Raw genomic sequence first — 18,280 nt, forward strand, 5'->3', positions numbered from 1 at the left:
AAGCTTGACAGTGGATTTTAGTCAATCTATTGATTTATATCGTTATCAATACATCTCTTATCCAGAGTTGAGGTTAATCAACCTGAGCTCGGGATAATAAATGCCTTTCAAGCAGTCCTTTGCCCTGCTCACTGCGTTGAATCGACTTACAATAGGCTAGCTATTGACGCGTCAATTCGCCTTGTTAGCAGAACAAATGACAAGCTTGAAAGTGAGAAAGGGTAACATGTTGATTTTAAATAGTATAAGTTCATCCCTTATTCCGAGCTCAGGTTAATCACACTTTGGTGCTGATAGGGATAAAAGTTACCACACCTTTATGTTGTTGATTTTGCCGTTAACGCAAGCACTTGCTGGCAGTAGGCTAAATGATGGCGAATATTATCTAAAAATTGTGATGCCTGATAATCCATTAAATACCAGTAACTGGCTTGCGTTTGCGGTTGTTCATTATAAAACAGTGCTTCCGCGGTGATTAAGTCAGCTTGTGTCGCATACGACAGCCAGTGCACGCTAGGCAAATTACTTAACGCCGCTAACAATGCATATTGCAGATCAGGTTGAGTGGGGCGCTCAGTGCTTGTTTGCAAAGCCAGCGCATTGGCTGAGCTAACATGATATTTCGGCTTAACATCGCAATTTTTGCGGCGAATATAATCACTTAATAATACTTCAAACGGGTTGATATCTGGTTGCTCAACGTGGCGATTAAGCTCTTTTGGAATCACGGCCTCATCAATCAATAGCCCCGGCCAGCAGATATGCGCGTTAGTGAGCTGTAACCCTAACGCAAGTCTGCGCTCACCTAACCAATTATGTACCAAACAAGGTAAATACTCCGTCTCGGTTAGCGTGCGCGGGCGGCTAAGTGATGGCATAAATGAAATGCCTTGAACCGTTAACTCACTGGCTAAAATTGACATTAAAAAACTGGTCACAAGCTCTGATGAAGGCCAACAATGTAATTGCTGCTCTAGAGTTTGCGCAACTTGGGTTAATAGCGCGACTAATTGTTGATCATTGGGGCTGTTGCTTACCGTAAAAGCATGAGGTGATTCTGCATAAGGATTAGCACTAATATTAATGACATTGCCTGCCTTATGTGCAATTGCACTAATCGCAATAGTATGGCCGATGTCATTAGGTTGCCAGGCCTCAGGTACATTGCCAACAACCGTCACCGATTGGTAAGGATTAACATTGTGATCTTCAGGGCGGGTAGGATGTTGTGGGGTGTGCATTCAGTCTAGTTCGCTTTATAACGTATCTAAAATCGAAGCGTATCATTTCATTATTAACCTGATATCACTTGGTAACAGTTAATTGTAACCCATTGAACTTACATTATGTCGATAATCTCAGGGCAAATCTTAAAAACGTATTAGATTAAAAACCCTTTCCATTTTGTTACGCTTTAGTATAAATTAAAACAACTGTTTTAATTATTTGTTTAAGAGAACCTTATGTACCCATATCAAGCACCATTAAAAGACATGCAATTCTTGTTAGAACAGGTTTTTGATGCGCCAACAACGTGGGAACAGCTTCCTGCCATGGCTGAGACTGTTGACATGGACACCGCATTGGCCATTTTAGATGAGTCTGCCAAAATTAGCCGTGATTTACTGCAACCTTTAAATCGCAATGGTGACGAGCAGGGCGTGGTTCACTCTGGCAATGACATCATCACACCAGATGGTTTTAAAGAAGCCTACAACCAATTTGCCGAAGGCGGTTGGGTTGGCTTGTGCGGTGAAGCGGATTTTGGCGGCATGGGTATGCCAAAAATGTTAGGCGTGTTAGTGGACGAAATGGGCTATAGCAGCTGTAATTCTTTCACACTTTATAACTCGCTTACGGCAGGGGCTGCACTGTGTATCCATGCTCACGCAAGTGATGAATTAAAACAGACTTATTTACCTCATTTATATTCTGGCCAGTGGGCTGGTGCTATGGACATGACAGAACCCCATGCTGGTTCTGATTTAAAAGGTATTCGTACCAAGGCTGAGCCGTTAGATGACGGCAGTTATGCCATTACCGGTAATAAGATTTTTATTACCGGCGGCGATCAAGATCTTACCGAAAACGTGATCCATTTAGTGTTAGCAAAATTACCTAATTCAAAAGGTATTTCGCTATTTTTGGTGCCTAAAATCAGTGTCAATGCCGATGGCAGTCTTGGTGCACCTAATGGGGTTACAGTGGGTTCAATTGAACACAAAATGGGCCTAAAAGCGTCAGCAACGTGTGTGATGAACTACGACAATGCCAAAGGTTTCCTCGTCGGTGAGCCCGATCGCGGTTTAGTTTGCATGTTTACCATGATGAACTACGAACGTCTAGCCATAGGATTACAAGGCTTAGGAAACGCCCAAGCTGCGTATCAAATGGCCAGTGACTATGCAAAAGAGCGCCTCCAGGGTGTTGCTGCAGAAGGTTCTCCAACAGGAGCGGTATCAGACCCCATTATTGTGCATGGTGATGTTCGTCGCATGCTGTTGACCATTCGCGCCATGACAGAAGCCGGTCGAGCGCTGTCTGTGTTTACAGGCAAACAATTGGATTTAGCCAAATACGCCAGTGATGAAGTGAAAGCAAAAGCGGCACGTTATGTTGGGTTACTCACGCCTGTGTCTAAAGCATTTTTAACAGATCGCGGCTTAGATGCCACGATAATGGGCCAGCAAGTCTTTGGCGGTCATGGTTACATACGCGAAACCGGAATTGAGCAGTTTGTGCGTGATACTCGTATTGCACAAATTTATGAAGGCACTAATGGTATTCAAGCCATTGACTTCTTAGGCCGTAAAATCACTCACGATAACGTGGCAACGTTAACTGAGTTTGTTGCTGAAGTGAATGCCAGTCTTGCTGAGCTAAGCCAGGTTAATTCAGCACATAAAGCCACTGTCGGTCAGGTATTTGCTGAATTATTAGTGACAGCCAATTACATTAACGATAATAAGAAAACCCAACCTGCACTGGTTAACGCGTGTGCGGTTGATTTCTTAGATGCGTTTGGTTATGCCTTATATGGTTACTTCTGGTTGTTAATGGCCGATAAAGCCTCAAACCATGAAGATAAAACCTTTGCGGCTCAAAAGCAGTACCTTGCAGACTTTTATATGGACAAGTTGCTGAGTAAGTCTCAGTACCACCTGTCGCAAGTTAACCAAGGCGATAAGTCTATTATGGCAATGCCTGCTGAGATGTTCTAAGCATCGATGTAAGCCGTAACCTGTGAGTCACTATTTAACCTCAACTCTGGATAAGAGATGTATTGATAACGATATAAATCAATAGATTGACTAAAATCCACTGTCAAGCTTGTGATTTGTTTTGCTAACAAGGCGAATTAACGCGTCAATAGCTAGCCTATTGCAAGTTAATTCAACGCAGTGAGGAAGGCAAAGGACTGCTTGAAAGTCGTTTGTTATCCAGAGCTGAGGTTATTTAGGTGATAAACAGTACTAAAGCCTTCCACTGGAAGGCTTTTTTGTGTCTATAAGCTTGCTCATCAGTTCAGCTTATTTACTGCGTTTCCAGTAAATCAGTGCCACGATAGCTACTAGGGCAATGGCTGGTGCAAGATCCATTAAGTGGTGAAATAATCCAACACCACCATGCCCCTCATGTGCCATAGCAAGAGATGGCATGGTGGCAAGAAAAACGGCAATTGATAAGTATTTCATGGCGTGTGGTCCTTTTGTTGTATATCTGTAGTGTGTGCTTTTTGTTGTGTTTGGGTGCAAGCCTAGGTCTCTAGGATCAGTTGCATTAACATCATGTCTTCACCGTCTATCACCTGAGTGTGCTGGCTATGGCAAATTGGGCAAATAATGGTTCTCTCTTGTACTTGTGATTGCGTATCACAGGTGCTGCATTGCAAAACTAAAGGCTGAATATTCATCACCAGTTTGGCGTGATGGCAAACAGTATCGAGCTTAAAGGTTTCAAAGGCTTGCGCTAATAAAGCCGGCTCTACGCCACTTAAGATACCAATTTTGAGCTCGACCTGTTCAATGTGTTGTGCCTGATGTTGTTGCGCAAAGCGTTCACATTGTTCCATTAACGACATCACAATTGAGTATTCGTGCATTAGCAAATCCTTGGCAGTAATTCGCCTTGGGGTAAATCCAAATAACGACTGCTGCCCCAAGGCGTCTTGAGTATCACTTTGCCGATTTGCTTGTCTGTAACATAGCCAATGATGGCCGCGTGTAGACAATGTCCATATCGCTGCATCACTTCAATGGTGCCTTGTGCAATCTCTTGAGGCACCGAGAGTAAAAATGTACCCTCATTGGCAAGATCATAAGGCTCAAAACCAAATAATTCACATAAGCCTTTCACTTCATTACTGACTGGGATCCTTGATTCTTCAACAGTAATACTGACATTAGAAGCAACAGCCCATTCATTCAAAACAGCAGATAAACCACCACGAGTAGCATCTCGCATTGCATGAATTTGAATATTTGATGCCAATAACTGTTCGACGACAGGCCATAAGGTTTCGCAATCACTGTGAAGGTCGGATTCAAGAGTGAGTCCATCGCGAGCCATTAATATGGCTGCGCCGTGGCAACCGATATCTCTTGAAACAATAATCGCGTCGCCAATTTGCAGGTTTTTAGCTGAAATAGTGGGGTATAAAATGCGCCCAACACCTGACGTGTTGATAAATAGACCATCAGCACAGCCTTTTGGCACCACTTTGGTGTCACCGCACACAATTCTGGCACCGCACTTGTGTAGTTCTTCCGCCATGCTGTTCACTATGGTGGTGAGATCGTCAATGGCAAAGCCTTCTTCAATAATAAAACTGCAACTTAAATACTCGGGTTGAGCAGCCATCATGGCCAAATCGTTTACTGTACCTGCAACAGCTAGTTTGCCGATGTTTCCACCAGCAAAAAAGAGTGGTGAAACGGTAAATGAATCGGTGGTGAAGGCGATATGGCCACACATATTTAATTTAGCGGCATCTTCCTGCGACGCCAAAATGGGGTTGTTAAAGGCTTTAAAAAATAAATCGGTAATCAGTTGATTCATTTCTTTACCGCCACCACCATGGCTTAATTGCACAGTCTTGTTAGTTGGCATGGTCAATCTCTCCATAGCGATAATAAGCGTTACAGGCGCCTTCTGAGCTCACCATACAACTGCCTAGTGGTGTTTGTGGTGTACAGCCTCGGCCAAATACCTTGCAGTCTTTGGGGTTAGCCAAACCACGTAAAATGTCACCGCATTGGCAGGCTTTATGGTCGTCAATTTCTGCTGTAGGTAATACTTCAGCGTAGATACGTTCGGCGTCTCGGTGTTGATATTCAGCTCGAAGTGTTAATGCAGACTCAGCAATCGGCCCAAGCCCGCGCCATCTAAAACTGTCTCGAACCGTAAAGTATTTATCCACCAACTGCTGAGCAGCCAAGTTGCCGTCATAGGTCACTGAACGGCTGTATTGGTTGTCTAGTTTGGCTTCGCCAGCCACTTTTTGCCTCACAATCCGTAAAATGGACTCCATGACATCAACCGGTTCAAAGCCAGACACGACCACAGGTGTCTCGTAGTTGTCGACAGCAGCTTGATAGATTTTTGCGCCGCTAATCACACTGACGTGGGCAGGGCCAATAAACGCATTCACCTGTGTACGGCTGTCTGCCATTACCGCATCAATGGCCGGCGGAACAAGTACATGATTAATATGAAACAAAAGGTTAGGGATATGCTGTGCTTCAGCCTGTGCTATCAAGGCGGCGGTCATCGGTGTTGAGGTTTCAAAACCAATGGCAAAAAATATCACTGTGCTATCTGGGTTGTCACGGGCAATGGTTAATGTGTCCAGTGGGTCATAAATAGGGCGGATATCGCAGCCCTTTGAGCGATATTGCGCCAAACTGCCCATAGAGCCTGGAACCCTTATCATATCGCCAAGGGTCACCAAAATAACATTATCTTGGCTGGCAAGCACTGCGGCGTGATCAATGCGCTCTTTAGGCATAATACAAACCGGGCAACCTGGTCCGTGGATAAAACGAATGTTATCTGGCAGCAGTGGCAATAACCCATATTTCATGATGGTATGTGTATGGCCACCACACACTTCCATGATGTTAATTTGCTCTGAGGTTTGGGCCGCTTGCTCACCAATCAGCGTCGCTAAATGAGCAATTGTGGTTGGATCTCGAAACCCATGATAAAAGTCATTGAGGCTAATCATTATTCAGTTTCCAACTGCATTTTTGTAACGATTTCTTGGTATAACTCAAGACTTTGCTGCGCATCTTTTTCATCAATTTTATTCATCACAAACCCAATATGAATAAGTACAAAGTCACCAACCGATAATGGTTCAGCCATTAAATGACAGCTAACTCGACGGCGTACACCGAGAGTATCAACGGTTACGCTCATATCATCATGTATTTCAACTACTTTTGACGGTACAGATAAACACATCGTTATTGTTCCTGGTGATTAACAATCCAGTTTGCCAATGTTTTCATGGAGTCAGAATTTTTCACAGAAACCACCAGCAGTTCACTGTTTGGGTTAAGTTTATGTAACTGTTGTTTGGCGTGTTCAAGACTAAAGTCAAAGTAAGGAAGTAGATCTGACTTAGTGATAACAACCACATCGGCGCGTCTAAACATGACTGGATACTTTTCAATTTTATCGTCACCTTCCGGGACAGACAGCAAGACAATGTTTTTATGCGTCCCCACATCGTAACTGGCAGGACACACTAAGTTGCCGACGTTTTCGACAAAACAAATATCGATAGCGCCCAGATCGATATGATGTAACGCGCCGTGCACCATAAAGGCATCTAAATGACATGCCGAACCGGTTTGAATTTGATAGGCATTGATGCCTTTGGCGATTAATCGGTCGGCATCGCGGGAGGTTTCAAGATCGCCTTCTATTACGGCATATTTTTGCTCGAGGTATTCTGGCAAGCATTCAAGCAAGGTTGTTTTGCCACTGCCAGGACTGCTCATTAAATTAAACGCCGTCACATGATGTGAGGCAAAATGATCTCGGTTGTGCTGCGCTTCAACATCATTTTTATCCAAAATTTTATGAATAACCGATAAGGTTTTTTTATCATTTAACTGTGGATTGCTGTGAAGATGATCGCCATGACCATGGTGGCCCTGATGATCTTGTGTAATGGAGCAGCCGCAATCTTTGCACATAATGATTCCCCAAACTGACTTATCTTTGTCTTAGTGTCGGCTAAGTCACATTAGGATTCTTTGACGCATGTCAGCTTTTATTGAAAACAAAGTGAACACTCTCAGCAATAAGCTAATAATGTGACGTGGTCGACACTGTGTAACACATTGCAATATGCTTTGCTTATTGATGTTGATGTAAGCCATACCATAATTGCCCCAAGGCGATGCCGCCGTCATTTATGGGAACGTGTTTGCTGGGTAACACTGGGTGCTTGGCATGTTTGCTGTAAGCTAAACACTGGCTCAATAAGGTTTTATTTTGAAATACCCCACCACAAAACACCTGTGGTAAATGTCGATAAGCTTGTGCAACTTGGTCAATGTGTTTAGCAATTTGGTCAATAAACTGCCAACACAAAGCATCAATATGTCGCTCACTATGATGTGATGTTGTGCTTTTCTCAGGCACTTGATGAGCAGCAAGGACTAATTGGGTAATAAACAAGCTACTGTCCCATTGTATGCTTGATGTGTGGGGGCGTATTGGTAACGTTATTTCATCATCACACAGCTGAGCCGCCTGAGCATTAACGCGGTTGGCGGCAGTTTCAATTAGCATTCCTGCTTGGCCTTCATATTGATTATGCTCGATTAAATTGACCCCAACGGCCAAAGCATCAAACAGGCGACCCACCGAACGACAAGGTATACAGTGACTGCCGTTACGCCATAGCCTGTGTAAGTTTGTCACAGTATTACTACCAAGCTGTTTAATGGCGTTAATCGGCAGTGTAAGGATGTGTTCAAGTGATAGCTGCTCAAACAGCAAGGCTAACAAAATACGCACGGGTTGTTTAATGGCTTGCTCACCACCAATGAGCGTAAATTCACTAAAATGGGCGAGGGTACGAAAGCCTTTGAGATCTGCCAGCATGATTTCGCTGCCCCATAAGGTACCGTCGTCGCCAAGCCCTGTTCCATCAAAACTAATGCCTAATACCGTTTCTGTGTATTGGTTTATCGCCATAACAGACAAGACGTGAGCATAGTGATGTTGCAAACCGACAACGTTTTCAGCGGGCATTGAATGTTGCTCTTGGTAGGCATTCGCCCACTGGCTTGGGGCATATTGAGGGTGCTTGTCGTGCACAATATAGCTAGGTGTTACAGCATATAAGCGCTTAAAGGTGGCTAACGTTTGATGAAAATATTGCTGTGCTTCCAGGCTATAGAGATCGCCTATGTGTGGTGACAACATCATGCAATGGTCAAAACCCAATGCAATGGTATTTTTTTGCTGCGCGCCAACGGCCAACACAGGCGAATGAGCCAAATTGGCCTCATTTTCAGGGTTAATATTTATGGTTAAGGGAGCGTAACCTCGGGCCAGACGAATGACTTGTACCTGTTGATCAATCACTTGCACAACGCTGTCATCACAGGCATTCACAATATCTCTGTTGTGGTCCAAGATGGCATCAACAACTGAGGCTAACTGTTGCTCAATATCAATTTTATTACCAATGATAGGCTCTCCAGAACGATTAGCACTGGTCGCCACAATAGGATGCGGCAATTGACTCATTAACAAGTGGTGTAAGGGCGTATAAGGTAAAAAGACCCCAAGTCTGTCTATGCCTGGTGCTAGCTGCTCACTTAGCCCTAAGGGATTTTCAGTGTGTTTGCGCATTAAGACAATGGGCCTTTCTGCGCTGTTTAATACATCCCATTCACTTGCATCACCGCATACACATAATTGAGCTTGGTTGAGATCTCGGGCCATAATCGCTAAAGGCTTCGCGGGTCGTTGCTTGCGTAACCTTAACTGCCTCACGGCTTGATCATTGGTGGCATCGCACACTAAATGAAACCCACCCAAGCCTTTAATGGCGACAATGGCGCCTTGTTTAATTAGCTGTGCTGTTAGTGTTAATGGATCGCTGCCAATATTATGAGAAAATGATGAATTCAATATGCTTAATTGCAATTGAGGCCCACACTCAGGGCAACTGACAGGCTGTGCATGGTAACGGCGATTCAGTGGGTTTAAATAAGCATCTTTGCATGTTGCACACATGTCAAAATGGGCCATGGCAGTATGACAGCGATCATAGGGCAGCGCCTTGACAATGGTGTAACGAGGGCCGCAATTTGTGCAGTTAGTAAATGGATATAAATAATGGCGATTGCGCGGATTGTGCATTTCATCTAAGCAATCCTGGCAAACACTCTTGTCGGCAGAGACCGCAACATTTGCATGCTCACCTGCAAGAGCGGTGCTTTCAATAATACTAAAGGTCGTAAATGCCGATAAGGCTTCAACCTTGTGTTGTTCAATGCTGTCTATTCTTGCCAAGGGCGGGGGCGTTGTTGCCAGTGTTTCTATAAATTGCTTAATGGTATTGGGTAAACCTTGCAGTTCAATGGTAACGCCTTGATGATTATTGAGTACCGTTCCAAGTAAATGACATTGCTTTGCTAACCGATATACAAAGGGCCGAAATCCGACCCCTTGCACAATACCTTTTACTACAATGATCACTTGTTGCACTGTTTCCATTTATTGTCTGCCGTTAAATGAGCCAGTGTTATCGTAGCGTTTATCCGCGGCGCTGTTTGAGATATAGCCCACCAATTGCAATATTGACGCCATCGAGATCCAATAACGGATTAACCCGCAATGGATAGTTTTTGCCAACACGTAATTGGATGCGCTCAGCTAGCACTGGGTTTGCAAAATCACTGCCAGCGATCACCAATTGCTTAATGCCACTATTTTGATCGACATGTTCAATCCAATGACTTAAATAATCTGCAAATGAGTCATGAAACGCAAAAGCCAATTTGGCTAAATTGCTATCACCGGCGAGTTTAAAGCTCATCATAGAGCCTATGGTTTTACACCAGTTGAGGCTACGGTAGGCCATGCCCTTGGTTAACGGAAAATCAATCCGCGGAGCATTATTGCCTTGGTATGACATGGCCAGTGAGATAAATCTGTCTGCTAATGACTCGACACACGCTGGGTTACAGTCTTGGTGATAATGCTTTTGTCCCGCGCCAATAATAACTGCACAAATAGCCATTAACTGATTAAGCGAACCATCTGTGTTGCTGAAGCTTAAATCCAGTAACTGATTGTATTCTGATGGGTATAATTGTTTAAATTTATCCAGTACATTTTTTTGCGGTGAGTCAGATAATTGGTGGCACAATGCGTAACCGTTTTGCGAAAAATGCGGTAATTCAAAAAACAACGCCGCCTCGCTTTTATCATCAACGGTCACGATTTGGCATGGGTGAGTCTGGCTGAAATACAATACCGCAGCTTGTTTTACAAATTGAGGTTTACCATGATGCTCATCAATATCATGGCGTAAAAGCCCTGCAGATAACGCACACAAACTGAGGCTAATGTCAGATGATGTGTCACTTTGTTTTGTGGTTTGGCTTGCCATTGTCGATGACGATGGCGCCGCTGGGAGTGATTTGACATGCCATGCCAATTCCCGCTGACTGCATTTGACTAAAAATTTATGGGTAGCTGTTTTATAGCTATTTTCGTCGTGTAAGCAGGTTAAATTGGTGGCTAATGGCATACTGCCATCTGTCTCCGTGGTCAGTGGTAACCAGCCTTGGGTGATACTGGCCAAATACAATGGCGGGGCCATTTTGGCCTTGTCGATACCATCTTGGTTGACATACACCCAATGAACCCCTTTTTGGCGAAGCATTTCAGCTAAGATCACCAGCAAACGGTTATGAGCAAATTGGATCTCGTATAAAGGCGCATTAAGATTGGGATGATCGCTTGCAGGTCTTACACGCAGTAAGGGTTTTTCAATACTCGACAAGGCCAGCACCTGGTTATTTGAGACACAAAACTGGCTATTGAGTGAGTTGGGATTGCACACAAGTATCCGCGGGCGTCGATATTGAGTGTGACTCTTGTTAGGCGTCAAGCCCAGAGTAATGCCTAGCATGGGTAAGGCTAAGGTTTTGTCCTGCAACAAATGGTTAGCCATGGCTAATAAGTCGAATTTGGTTAATGACTTTTGCTCGTGGCTTAACTTGTAATGGCCTTTGCAGTGTTCACAAATTAGGTTTATGTCAGCAAAATGAGGATGCTGGTTATCACCTAATTGTGGCTGGCAATGCTGACAAAAATACAGGGGCAGACCTTGATGCTGTTGCACAACAAACGGCTTAGTTTGTCCTGTTTTACATTCAATTCGTTTAATTTCTGTTTTTATTAGCCATACCGACAGTAAAAAATCGGCGGCAATATCATCGGCTAACGCTTCAAGTTGTGCCTGTTGTGCATAGGCTTCAATAAAATAACACATGGCACCAGTGTCGTGTTGATGCTCGATACCTATGGTGATAGAACATTGTTTGCGTTGTAAATATTGGTTACATAAGTGCTCATATAAGGGCACCGAACGCTGGCAAACAAAATCAAATCGTATGTTATGCATCGTCATAGCAACCTCGCTTGTAGGCGTCTGGGATCACATGGTTTATGGTAATATTTGCAACCTGATGGTGGTTAAAGCCTAAAGAGGTTAACTGAGTGAGTAATGCTTTTTCCATCGTAGGGATTGCATGTTGCAGGGCATCGGTAAGCCCTAATACCATAGGTTCAATCACGGTAGGCGTCACACCTAACACAAAGGTTTGTGGGCGGTCGCCTACCATGTCCATCATGTTTAGGGTTTGTAACATTTCAACTTCGTGAGCACTGCCTTGCCAGTCAATTTCAGCAGGGGCTTGGTCAAAATCAAAAAAGTACACTTCGCCAGGACCTACGCCCACACTGTTAACTGTATCCACCACAATTAAATGATCATACTGGCAAATGATTGGAATAAGCCCTTGAGCTAGGGTACCACCATCAATAATATCCAGTTGCTTATCTGGGTGGGTAAATTGGTATTTATCTTTGATATAATTAACAAAATGCACGCCAACTCCTTCGTCGGCGTACAATACGTTGCCTATGCCTAACAGCAATATTTTTTTCACGCTAATTAGTGATCCTTATGGTAATCATAACCAGACACGATTGAATCGACAGAATTGTGTTTAAAGCGAATCCCAGACCACACCGCCATATACACATGGATCACCACAAAGATGATAAATGCCCAGGTTAAGTAGTGATGAATAATCCGTAAGTTAGCGAGACCGCCACATAAGGCCGTTAGCCAATCTGATACACCGCCGAGTAAACCACCGACGCCTAAGTGATACACATTGGCATACAGCACCAATCCTGTAATACATATGACTAATGCCACAAACGAAATTGCCACATAGGTCATAAACTGTAATGGCCCGTAAACCCCGGCCTTATCTAAGTGTCCCATCCAAATATACGATTTTAATTGTGTCACCCAACTGCGAATACTCAACACGTCTTTAAACGAGCGACGCTCAATGTCATTGCGGCTGAAAAAATACAAATAAAACCGGACTAAGGTGATACTGGTCAGCAAAAAACCAAACACGATATGTGCAAAGCGGATCCAGCCTTGTACCAGCACATCCGAGCTCTGTGGTGCCACTAAAAATGGCCACGAGATATAAAAGCCTGTGATCACTAAAACCAGTATCGACAAGGCTCGTAACCAGTGAAATATCCGAATCGCAGGCGTAAAGATGAGTTGCCTGTTATGGGTTGCAATATGTTGCATATTTTTATCCCTCCAAATCCATCACCTTGATTAAAACCCATTAGGATCAATTTTAAATTGACCAAGCGTTTGTTTGTTGTAATCCATCACATGGACAGAACACGCCATACATGGGTCAAACGAATGGATAATACGGATCACCTCTAGCGGCTTGGTTGGGTCTTCTAGTTTCAAGCCAATAAGCGAGGCTTCATAAGGGCCCATTTTACCGTTAGCATCGACAGGGCCTGCATTCCAAGTGGTAGGAACCACGGCCTGATAGTTTTCAACTTTACCGTCTTTAATGCGGATCCAGTGACTCAACATGCCACGTGGGGCTTCTATCATTGAGTAGCCTTCGTACACGCGAGCGGGGTCAATCTCCGGCTTAACGTAAGTCGATTCGTCAGACTGCATGTGAGTCAGTAATGCATCAAATGTGGCTAAACTGGCTTGGCCGACTAACACGGTTTGTAGCATTCGCGCTGCGGTTCTGCCTAACGTTGTAAATAGTGCATCGATTGGTAGCCCGGTTCGAGCCAGTAAGCCATCAACCGCATTAACCACAGTTTGATTGCCTCGGGCGTAGTTCACTAACAAACACGCCAGTGGACCTACTTCAACGGGCTCATCTTGATAACGCGGCGACTTAACCCACGAGTATTTACCGCCACCGTCTAGGGTTGGTAATTTGCCATACACAGTATCGCGTTCCACAAACCCAGTGTAATCAGGAATAGTGGTGCCTTCATAAGGGTGTTGTGGGCCCTCGGCTTTGTACCAGGCGTGGGTGACATCTTCACGGATAAGATCTGGGTTGATGTCCATCACATTGGCTAAATCGCCTTTAATGATCACCCCTTGATTAAACAAGAACTGCCCGTCAGCCATGATAAAATCATCGCCACACAAAAAGCTGGTCACATTTACACCACCAAGTACGCTGGCTTCGGTGCCAAAGGCCTCTGCTGCCATGACAATATCTGCCTGGTAAGCACGTTCAATAAAGTCTTGAACAATGGCGTGTTTTTGTTTCCATTCTTGTAAACGAGCTGGGCTTAGCATGTCGCGTACCGAGGTGACACCGCCCACCACAATCGATTGTGGGTGAGGGGATTTACCGCCAAAGATGGCAAGCATTTCGGCGGCGACACGTTGCACTTCTAATGCTTTTAAGTAATGTGATAACGCAATCAGGTTTTGCTCAGGGCTAAAGCGATAGGTACCATTCCCCCAATAGGCATTAGCAAAGGGGCCAAGCTTGCCGGTTTCGACCAAGCCTTTCACTCTGGCTTGTACTGCTTTTAATTCGCCTTCACCGGCAGCAATTGGCGCGTCTGAATAGTTCATGGCGACTTTAGCGGCAAGCGCAGGGTCGGCGCTTAATGCCGACACCACATCAACCCAATCTAGGCCATGTAAATGGTAAAAATGCACAATATGGTCGTGCATGTATAAAGATGACTGCATTAAGCTGCGTAAGTATTTGGCATTGAGTGGAATTTTTACCCCTAATGCATTTTCAACCGCTTCAGTACCACAGCGATAATGCGAATAGGTACACACGCCACAAATACGCTGCACAATTAAGCCCACATCCATAGGTGTGCGACCTTTTAATATCACTTCAATACCGCGCCACAAGGTCGACGATGACCAGGCTTTAGTGATGACATTATTGTCATCCACTTCAACTTCTACGCGTAAATGGCCTTCGATACGGGTGATAGGGTCGATAACGACACGTTTACTCATGATTATTCCTCCAAAGGCTTAGCAAATACGCTAGCAACTGCATGGGCGCCAATTCCAACAACGGTCGCACCTAAAATAACCGCTCCAATGGTGTCAGCGGTGGCATCAATGCCATGTAAAAGTTGACGTCCAAGTGGTTTTTCAAAATCGGCCATGTCATCCCAAAAATTGGGTTCAGAACAGCCCATACAGCCGTGACCGGCTAACACGGGCCAACTGGTGTGGTGATTAAAACGCTCGGTAGGACAATTGTTGTAGGTATAAGGCCCTTTACATCCCACTTTGTATAAGCAGTAGCCTTCTTTAGCGCCTTCATCGCCAAATTCCTCCACAAACTCACCGGCATCAAACCGGCCTCGACGCTCACAGTTATCATGAACCCGTGCACCATAAGCCCATTTAGGACGGTTAAACATGTCAAGGGCGGGCAACTTGCCAAACATAATGAAGTACATAAGCGTGCCCACAATGTTCTTTTCACTCGGTGGGCAACCGCCTAGGTTAATCACGGTTTTATCTACTACTTCGTGCACACCTTTAGCACCTGTTGGGTTAGGTGCTGCGGCCTGTACCCCACCAAAGGCAGCGCAGGTACCGACCGAAATAATCGCCGCGGCATTGGCTGCGGCTTCTTTAACAATGTGCAGCCCGGTGTGGCCTTTGCAGCCCACGGTTAAAAATGCTCCGTTATTAGCCGTTGGCACCGCACCTTCAACCGCGAGCAAATAACGGCCCTTGTAGGTGTCTAATGCATGCTCAAGATTTTGTTCTGCTTGCCAGCCAGACGCGGCCATTAAGGTTTCATGATATTCAAGCGAGATATGATCGAAAATGAGGCTGTCGAGGTTAGGTGAGTCGGTGCGAATGAGCGACTCAGAACACCCTGTACATTCGGCCATGTGTAGCCAAATTAACGGTACTCTGTCGGCTAATTCAGCGGCTTGGGCCACTAGATTACTAAAGGGTAAGGGCAAGGCAAACATTGCGGTGACCGACGCGGTCCACTTAATAAAGTCTCGACGAGATATGCCTATGTCTGCCATTTTTTGTTGTAATGTTTTGGGCTGACGTTGAGCAAATTGGCGTAAATAATCAAGGCGTTCTTGACCTTGCTGATAAAGGGCTGCATGTGTGTCCATGTTGATACCTTCTGCTTAATTTAGCGCGGAGCTAATAAATAGTTGCATTCCATCAGTATCAATATTAAAACCTGGTTAAAAATCCTCTTTGATGTAAATCAAATTGTTATAAATGCCCTTAGCATAAGTAGAGTAAATTGGTCGAATACATGATGTTGATCAAGATAACAAAAATGACAATAGACAAAATGTCTCAGTGATTGATTGTTAGTTGATGGGCGTTATGGCCAACAATGGGCTGCAAAATAGCTTGAAAGACCATTTGGCCCTGAGCAACAATCTTGTTTTGTAAATGGTATGATCACCATAACATGTCGGCTTAAACAGCCATCGTCGACACAATTCATACCATATTAGGATTGATCAGAGATTACTGAGCAACAACGACTTAACAACAACTTCTGAGCAACAATTACTCAGAATACGTCAGAAATTGCAGTCAGGTAGTTGTCTACCTTTAACATGTCTAACCAAGTGATAAGTGATGTTAAGCGCTAAGCATGATCACATTTTTGGGCTGATTGTATAAACAACATAATATAGGTGCAGGTTTGCTAGATACCATCACAGTCATTATCGATTTTCTTTTACAAAACAAATTATTATTAACTGCATTGTTAATTGTGTTGATCTCACTGTTCAAGCAATGGTTAGTGACTATTATACGTGGCAATGTCGCGTTTTTAACCGATAAACAGCGCAAATGGATTTCACGCAGCAAAAATGGCATTTTTCTATTAACAATTACAATCTTGTTTATGCTTTGGCAAACCGAAGTCAGTAAATTTGCCTTGTCGGTAACCGCCATCGCTATTGCCTTTGTTGTTGCCTCTAAAGAAATTATTTTATGTTTTACAGGTTCAATACAACGAGCCAGCTCGCGTTCATTTGTCATAGGTGACTGGATTGAGGTTGGCAATATTTATGGCCAAGTGATTGAACACAACTTAATGGCAACCGTGATCCAAGAAATCGATTTGGTTAATGGTCAGTACCATTTCACCGGTAAAACAGCAACCTTGCCCAATAGCATGTTTTTTACTTATGCAGTCAAAAACCATAACTTTATGAAACGCTATGTTTACCACCACATGACCATTACCGTGGCGCAATTTGTGGATCTGTATCCATTACTGCCTGAGCTCACCCGCAAAATTGAATCTTATTGCGAAGATTTTATTGAAGTCGCTAAGCGCTACAACAGCATGATAGAAAAACATGCCGGTGTTGATTTACCCGGTAGCGAGCCGCACATTCATATCACCAGTGGCGCCACCGGCGAACAACATGTCAACATTATGATATTTTGCCCAACAGAGCGTGCAATCGCATTAGACAGCAAAATAAGACAAGATTTTATGCAAGCGTTTGAACAGCACTTTAAACAAAGTGCGTAACAAGAGGGCATAACAAAAGGCTTATACTTTACTGGTCGTCATCGAGCGACATGGCGTGTTTAATTTCATCGCTGCTAAAGCCCTTGCGTGACAAATAACCATAGGCTTTAGCCTTGTCTTTATAATCGGTTAAGTCATAGCGCTTTTTAGCCAGTTCATTTTTGCAGCTTAGATAAAAATCGATGTCATCAGACAGACTCAGTTGATACACAGTGTCTTCAAAGTCGGTGACATCAATTAAGCGTTGTTTGAGTTCTTGCAAAATCAGGGTTTTGCCTTTGCCCTTATTGAACAGCTTGATTATCTCTCGGGATAAGTCGGCTTTATCAGCCTTAATGGCCAATGTTGAGCGCAAGGTATCACGCTGGGGATGTTGGGCTAACGCGTGGTCAATTTCGGCGCGCGAAAACCCTTTGGTGGTCATTTGCGCATAGACTTTTTCTTTGCTGGTGGCCTCAAAGTGTTCAAATTTGCTTTGTAATTTCGCACTCGCCATGGCAAAGGGATCAACATTTTGTGCATGCATAACATGCTCGATGGCGCTTTCGATGTCTGCCAGCGCAATACCGCGTCGTTGTAATTTCTGCTTTATTGCCAGCGCCCCAATCTCATTGCTAAAGGCCAACTCACAATAGCGCACAGCAAAATCAACATCTTGTTTTAAATAACCGCCTTCAATCAACCTTGCCAATACGGTGTCAATCCATTGTTGGTTATCGGTTTTTCGCTCAAGCTTGCTGCGGATTTCATCGATGGTGAAATCTTGCTGGCTTAAATGCCAATACGCACTACTGAACACGTTTTCAATAGTTTTGGCTTGTCGAAGTGGAACGCGCTGCATAGTCGTGTGATCTTTAATGGCCTATATCGCGCTTATTGTAGCAGCAGTCAGGGTGATGACAAATGCACCCGCTATTTAACCTGAACTCGGGATAACAAACGCCTTTCAAACAGTCCTTTGCCCCGCTAACTGCGTTGAATCGACATACAATAGGCTAGCTATTGACGCGTCAATTCGCCTTGATACTCATTGAGCCCCCTCCCTAGCAAGCCGCATCAGCGGTATGCTTAAGGTGACCAAACCAACAGGAGAAAGCTCAATGAGATTTTATAATAACTCACATCCA

16 protein-coding genes are annotated in these 18,280 nt (G+C 44.2%); 2 read left to right on the forward strand and 14 right to left on the reverse strand.

The window, feature by feature from the left end:
* Positions 1 to 317: 317 nt before the first annotated feature.
* Positions 318 to 1,241, reverse strand: a complete 924-nt coding sequence (locus tag L2703_RS18385; RefSeq protein WP_248972478.1) for a hypothetical protein — start codon at positions 1,239 to 1,241, stop codon at positions 318 to 320.
* A 222-nt stretch (positions 1,242 to 1,463) separates the two neighbouring features.
* Between L2703_RS18385 and L2703_RS18390 the strand changes: the two genes are divergently transcribed.
* On the forward strand, positions 1,464 to 3,221 hold the full coding sequence (locus tag L2703_RS18390; protein ID WP_248972479.1) for an acyl-CoA dehydrogenase C-terminal domain-containing protein: 1,758 nt from the start codon (positions 1,464 to 1,466) through the stop codon (positions 3,219 to 3,221).
* Positions 3,222 to 3,530: 309 nt separating this feature from the next.
* On the opposite strand, the gene L2703_RS18395 is transcribed toward L2703_RS18390, so the two are convergent.
* The 12 genes from L2703_RS18395 to hyaA form a co-directional block, all read right to left on the reverse strand.
* Positions 3,531 to 3,695 (reverse strand): hypothetical protein, encoded by a 165-nt coding sequence (locus tag L2703_RS18395; RefSeq protein ID WP_248972480.1) that lies wholly within the window; start codon positions 3,693 to 3,695, stop codon positions 3,531 to 3,533.
* 62 nt (positions 3,696 to 3,757) lie between these two features.
* On the reverse strand, positions 3,758 to 4,102 hold the full coding sequence (gene hypA, locus L2703_RS18400) for a hydrogenase maturation nickel metallochaperone HypA (RefSeq protein WP_248972481.1): 345 nt from the start codon (positions 4,100 to 4,102) through the stop codon (positions 3,758 to 3,760).
* Positions 4,102 to 5,109, reverse strand: coding sequence for a hydrogenase expression/formation protein HypE (hypE, locus tag L2703_RS18405; RefSeq protein WP_248972482.1), 1,008 nt, complete (start codon positions 5,107 to 5,109; stop codon positions 4,102 to 4,104). The genes hypA and hypE overlap by 1 nt, the downstream gene beginning before the upstream one ends.
* Complete coding sequence (hypD, locus tag L2703_RS18410; RefSeq protein ID WP_248972483.1) at positions 5,099 to 6,226, reverse strand: hydrogenase formation protein HypD; 1,128 nt, start codon at positions 6,224 to 6,226, stop codon at positions 5,099 to 5,101. The genes hypE and hypD overlap by 11 nt, the downstream gene beginning before the upstream one ends.
* A complete protein-coding gene (locus L2703_RS18415; RefSeq protein ID WP_248972484.1) occupies positions 6,226 to 6,465 on the reverse strand; it encodes a HypC/HybG/HupF family hydrogenase formation chaperone in 240 nt (79 codons plus the stop codon). Before L2703_RS18415 ends, hypD begins: the two co-directional genes overlap by 1 nt.
* A gap of 2 nt (positions 6,466 to 6,467) precedes the next feature.
* Positions 6,468 to 7,205, reverse strand: coding sequence for a hydrogenase nickel incorporation protein HypB (gene hypB / locus L2703_RS18420; RefSeq protein ID WP_248972485.1), 738 nt, complete (start codon positions 7,203 to 7,205; stop codon positions 6,468 to 6,470).
* Positions 7,206 to 7,368: 163 nt separating this feature from the next.
* Positions 7,369 to 9,747: a carbamoyltransferase HypF gene (hypF, locus tag L2703_RS18425; protein WP_248972486.1), complete on the reverse strand. Its 2,379-nt coding sequence runs from the start codon at positions 9,745 to 9,747 to the stop codon at positions 7,369 to 7,371.
* 40 nt (positions 9,748 to 9,787) lie between these two features.
* The gene (locus L2703_RS18430; RefSeq protein ID WP_248972487.1) at positions 9,788 to 11,671 is read right to left on the reverse strand and encodes a NiFe hydrogenase; all 1,884 of its coding nucleotides are present in this window, start codon (positions 11,669 to 11,671) and stop codon (positions 9,788 to 9,790) included.
* On the reverse strand, positions 11,658 to 12,212 hold the full coding sequence (locus tag L2703_RS18435) for a HyaD/HybD family hydrogenase maturation endopeptidase (protein WP_248972488.1): 555 nt from the start codon (positions 12,210 to 12,212) through the stop codon (positions 11,658 to 11,660). Before L2703_RS18435 ends, L2703_RS18430 begins: the two co-directional genes overlap by 14 nt.
* 5 nt (positions 12,213 to 12,217) lie before the next feature.
* Entirely contained in the window at positions 12,218 to 12,883 is a 666-nt protein-coding gene (gene cybH / locus L2703_RS18440) for a Ni/Fe-hydrogenase, b-type cytochrome subunit (RefSeq protein ID WP_248972489.1), read from the reverse strand.
* A gap of 30 nt (positions 12,884 to 12,913) precedes the next feature.
* A complete protein-coding gene (gene hyaB / locus L2703_RS18445) occupies positions 12,914 to 14,617 on the reverse strand; it encodes a nickel-dependent hydrogenase large subunit (protein WP_248972490.1) in 1,704 nt (567 codons plus the stop codon).
* A 2-nt stretch (positions 14,618 to 14,619) separates the two neighbouring features.
* Positions 14,620 to 15,756 carry a nickel-dependent hydrogenase small subunit gene (hyaA, locus tag L2703_RS18450; RefSeq protein ID WP_248972491.1) on the reverse strand — a complete coding sequence of 379 codons (1,137 nt, stop codon included), beginning with the start codon at positions 15,754 to 15,756 and terminating at the stop codon, positions 14,620 to 14,622.
* A gap of 551 nt (positions 15,757 to 16,307) precedes the next feature.
* Between hyaA and L2703_RS18455 the strand changes: the two genes are divergently transcribed.
* On the forward strand, positions 16,308 to 17,153 hold the full coding sequence (locus L2703_RS18455; protein WP_248972492.1) for a mechanosensitive ion channel family protein: 846 nt from the start codon (positions 16,308 to 16,310) through the stop codon (positions 17,151 to 17,153).
* Positions 17,154 to 17,181: 28 nt separating this feature from the next.
* On the opposite strand, the gene L2703_RS18460 is transcribed toward L2703_RS18455, so the two are convergent.
* Positions 17,182 to 17,994 (reverse strand): RecX family transcriptional regulator, encoded by an 813-nt coding sequence (locus L2703_RS18460; protein ID WP_248972493.1) that lies wholly within the window; start codon positions 17,992 to 17,994, stop codon positions 17,182 to 17,184.
* Positions 17,995 to 18,280: the final 286 nt, after the last annotated feature.

It is taken from the genome of Shewanella basaltis, from assembly GCF_023283885.1.
Taxonomy (GTDB): Bacteria; Pseudomonadota; Gammaproteobacteria; order Enterobacterales; family Shewanellaceae; genus Shewanella; species Shewanella basaltis.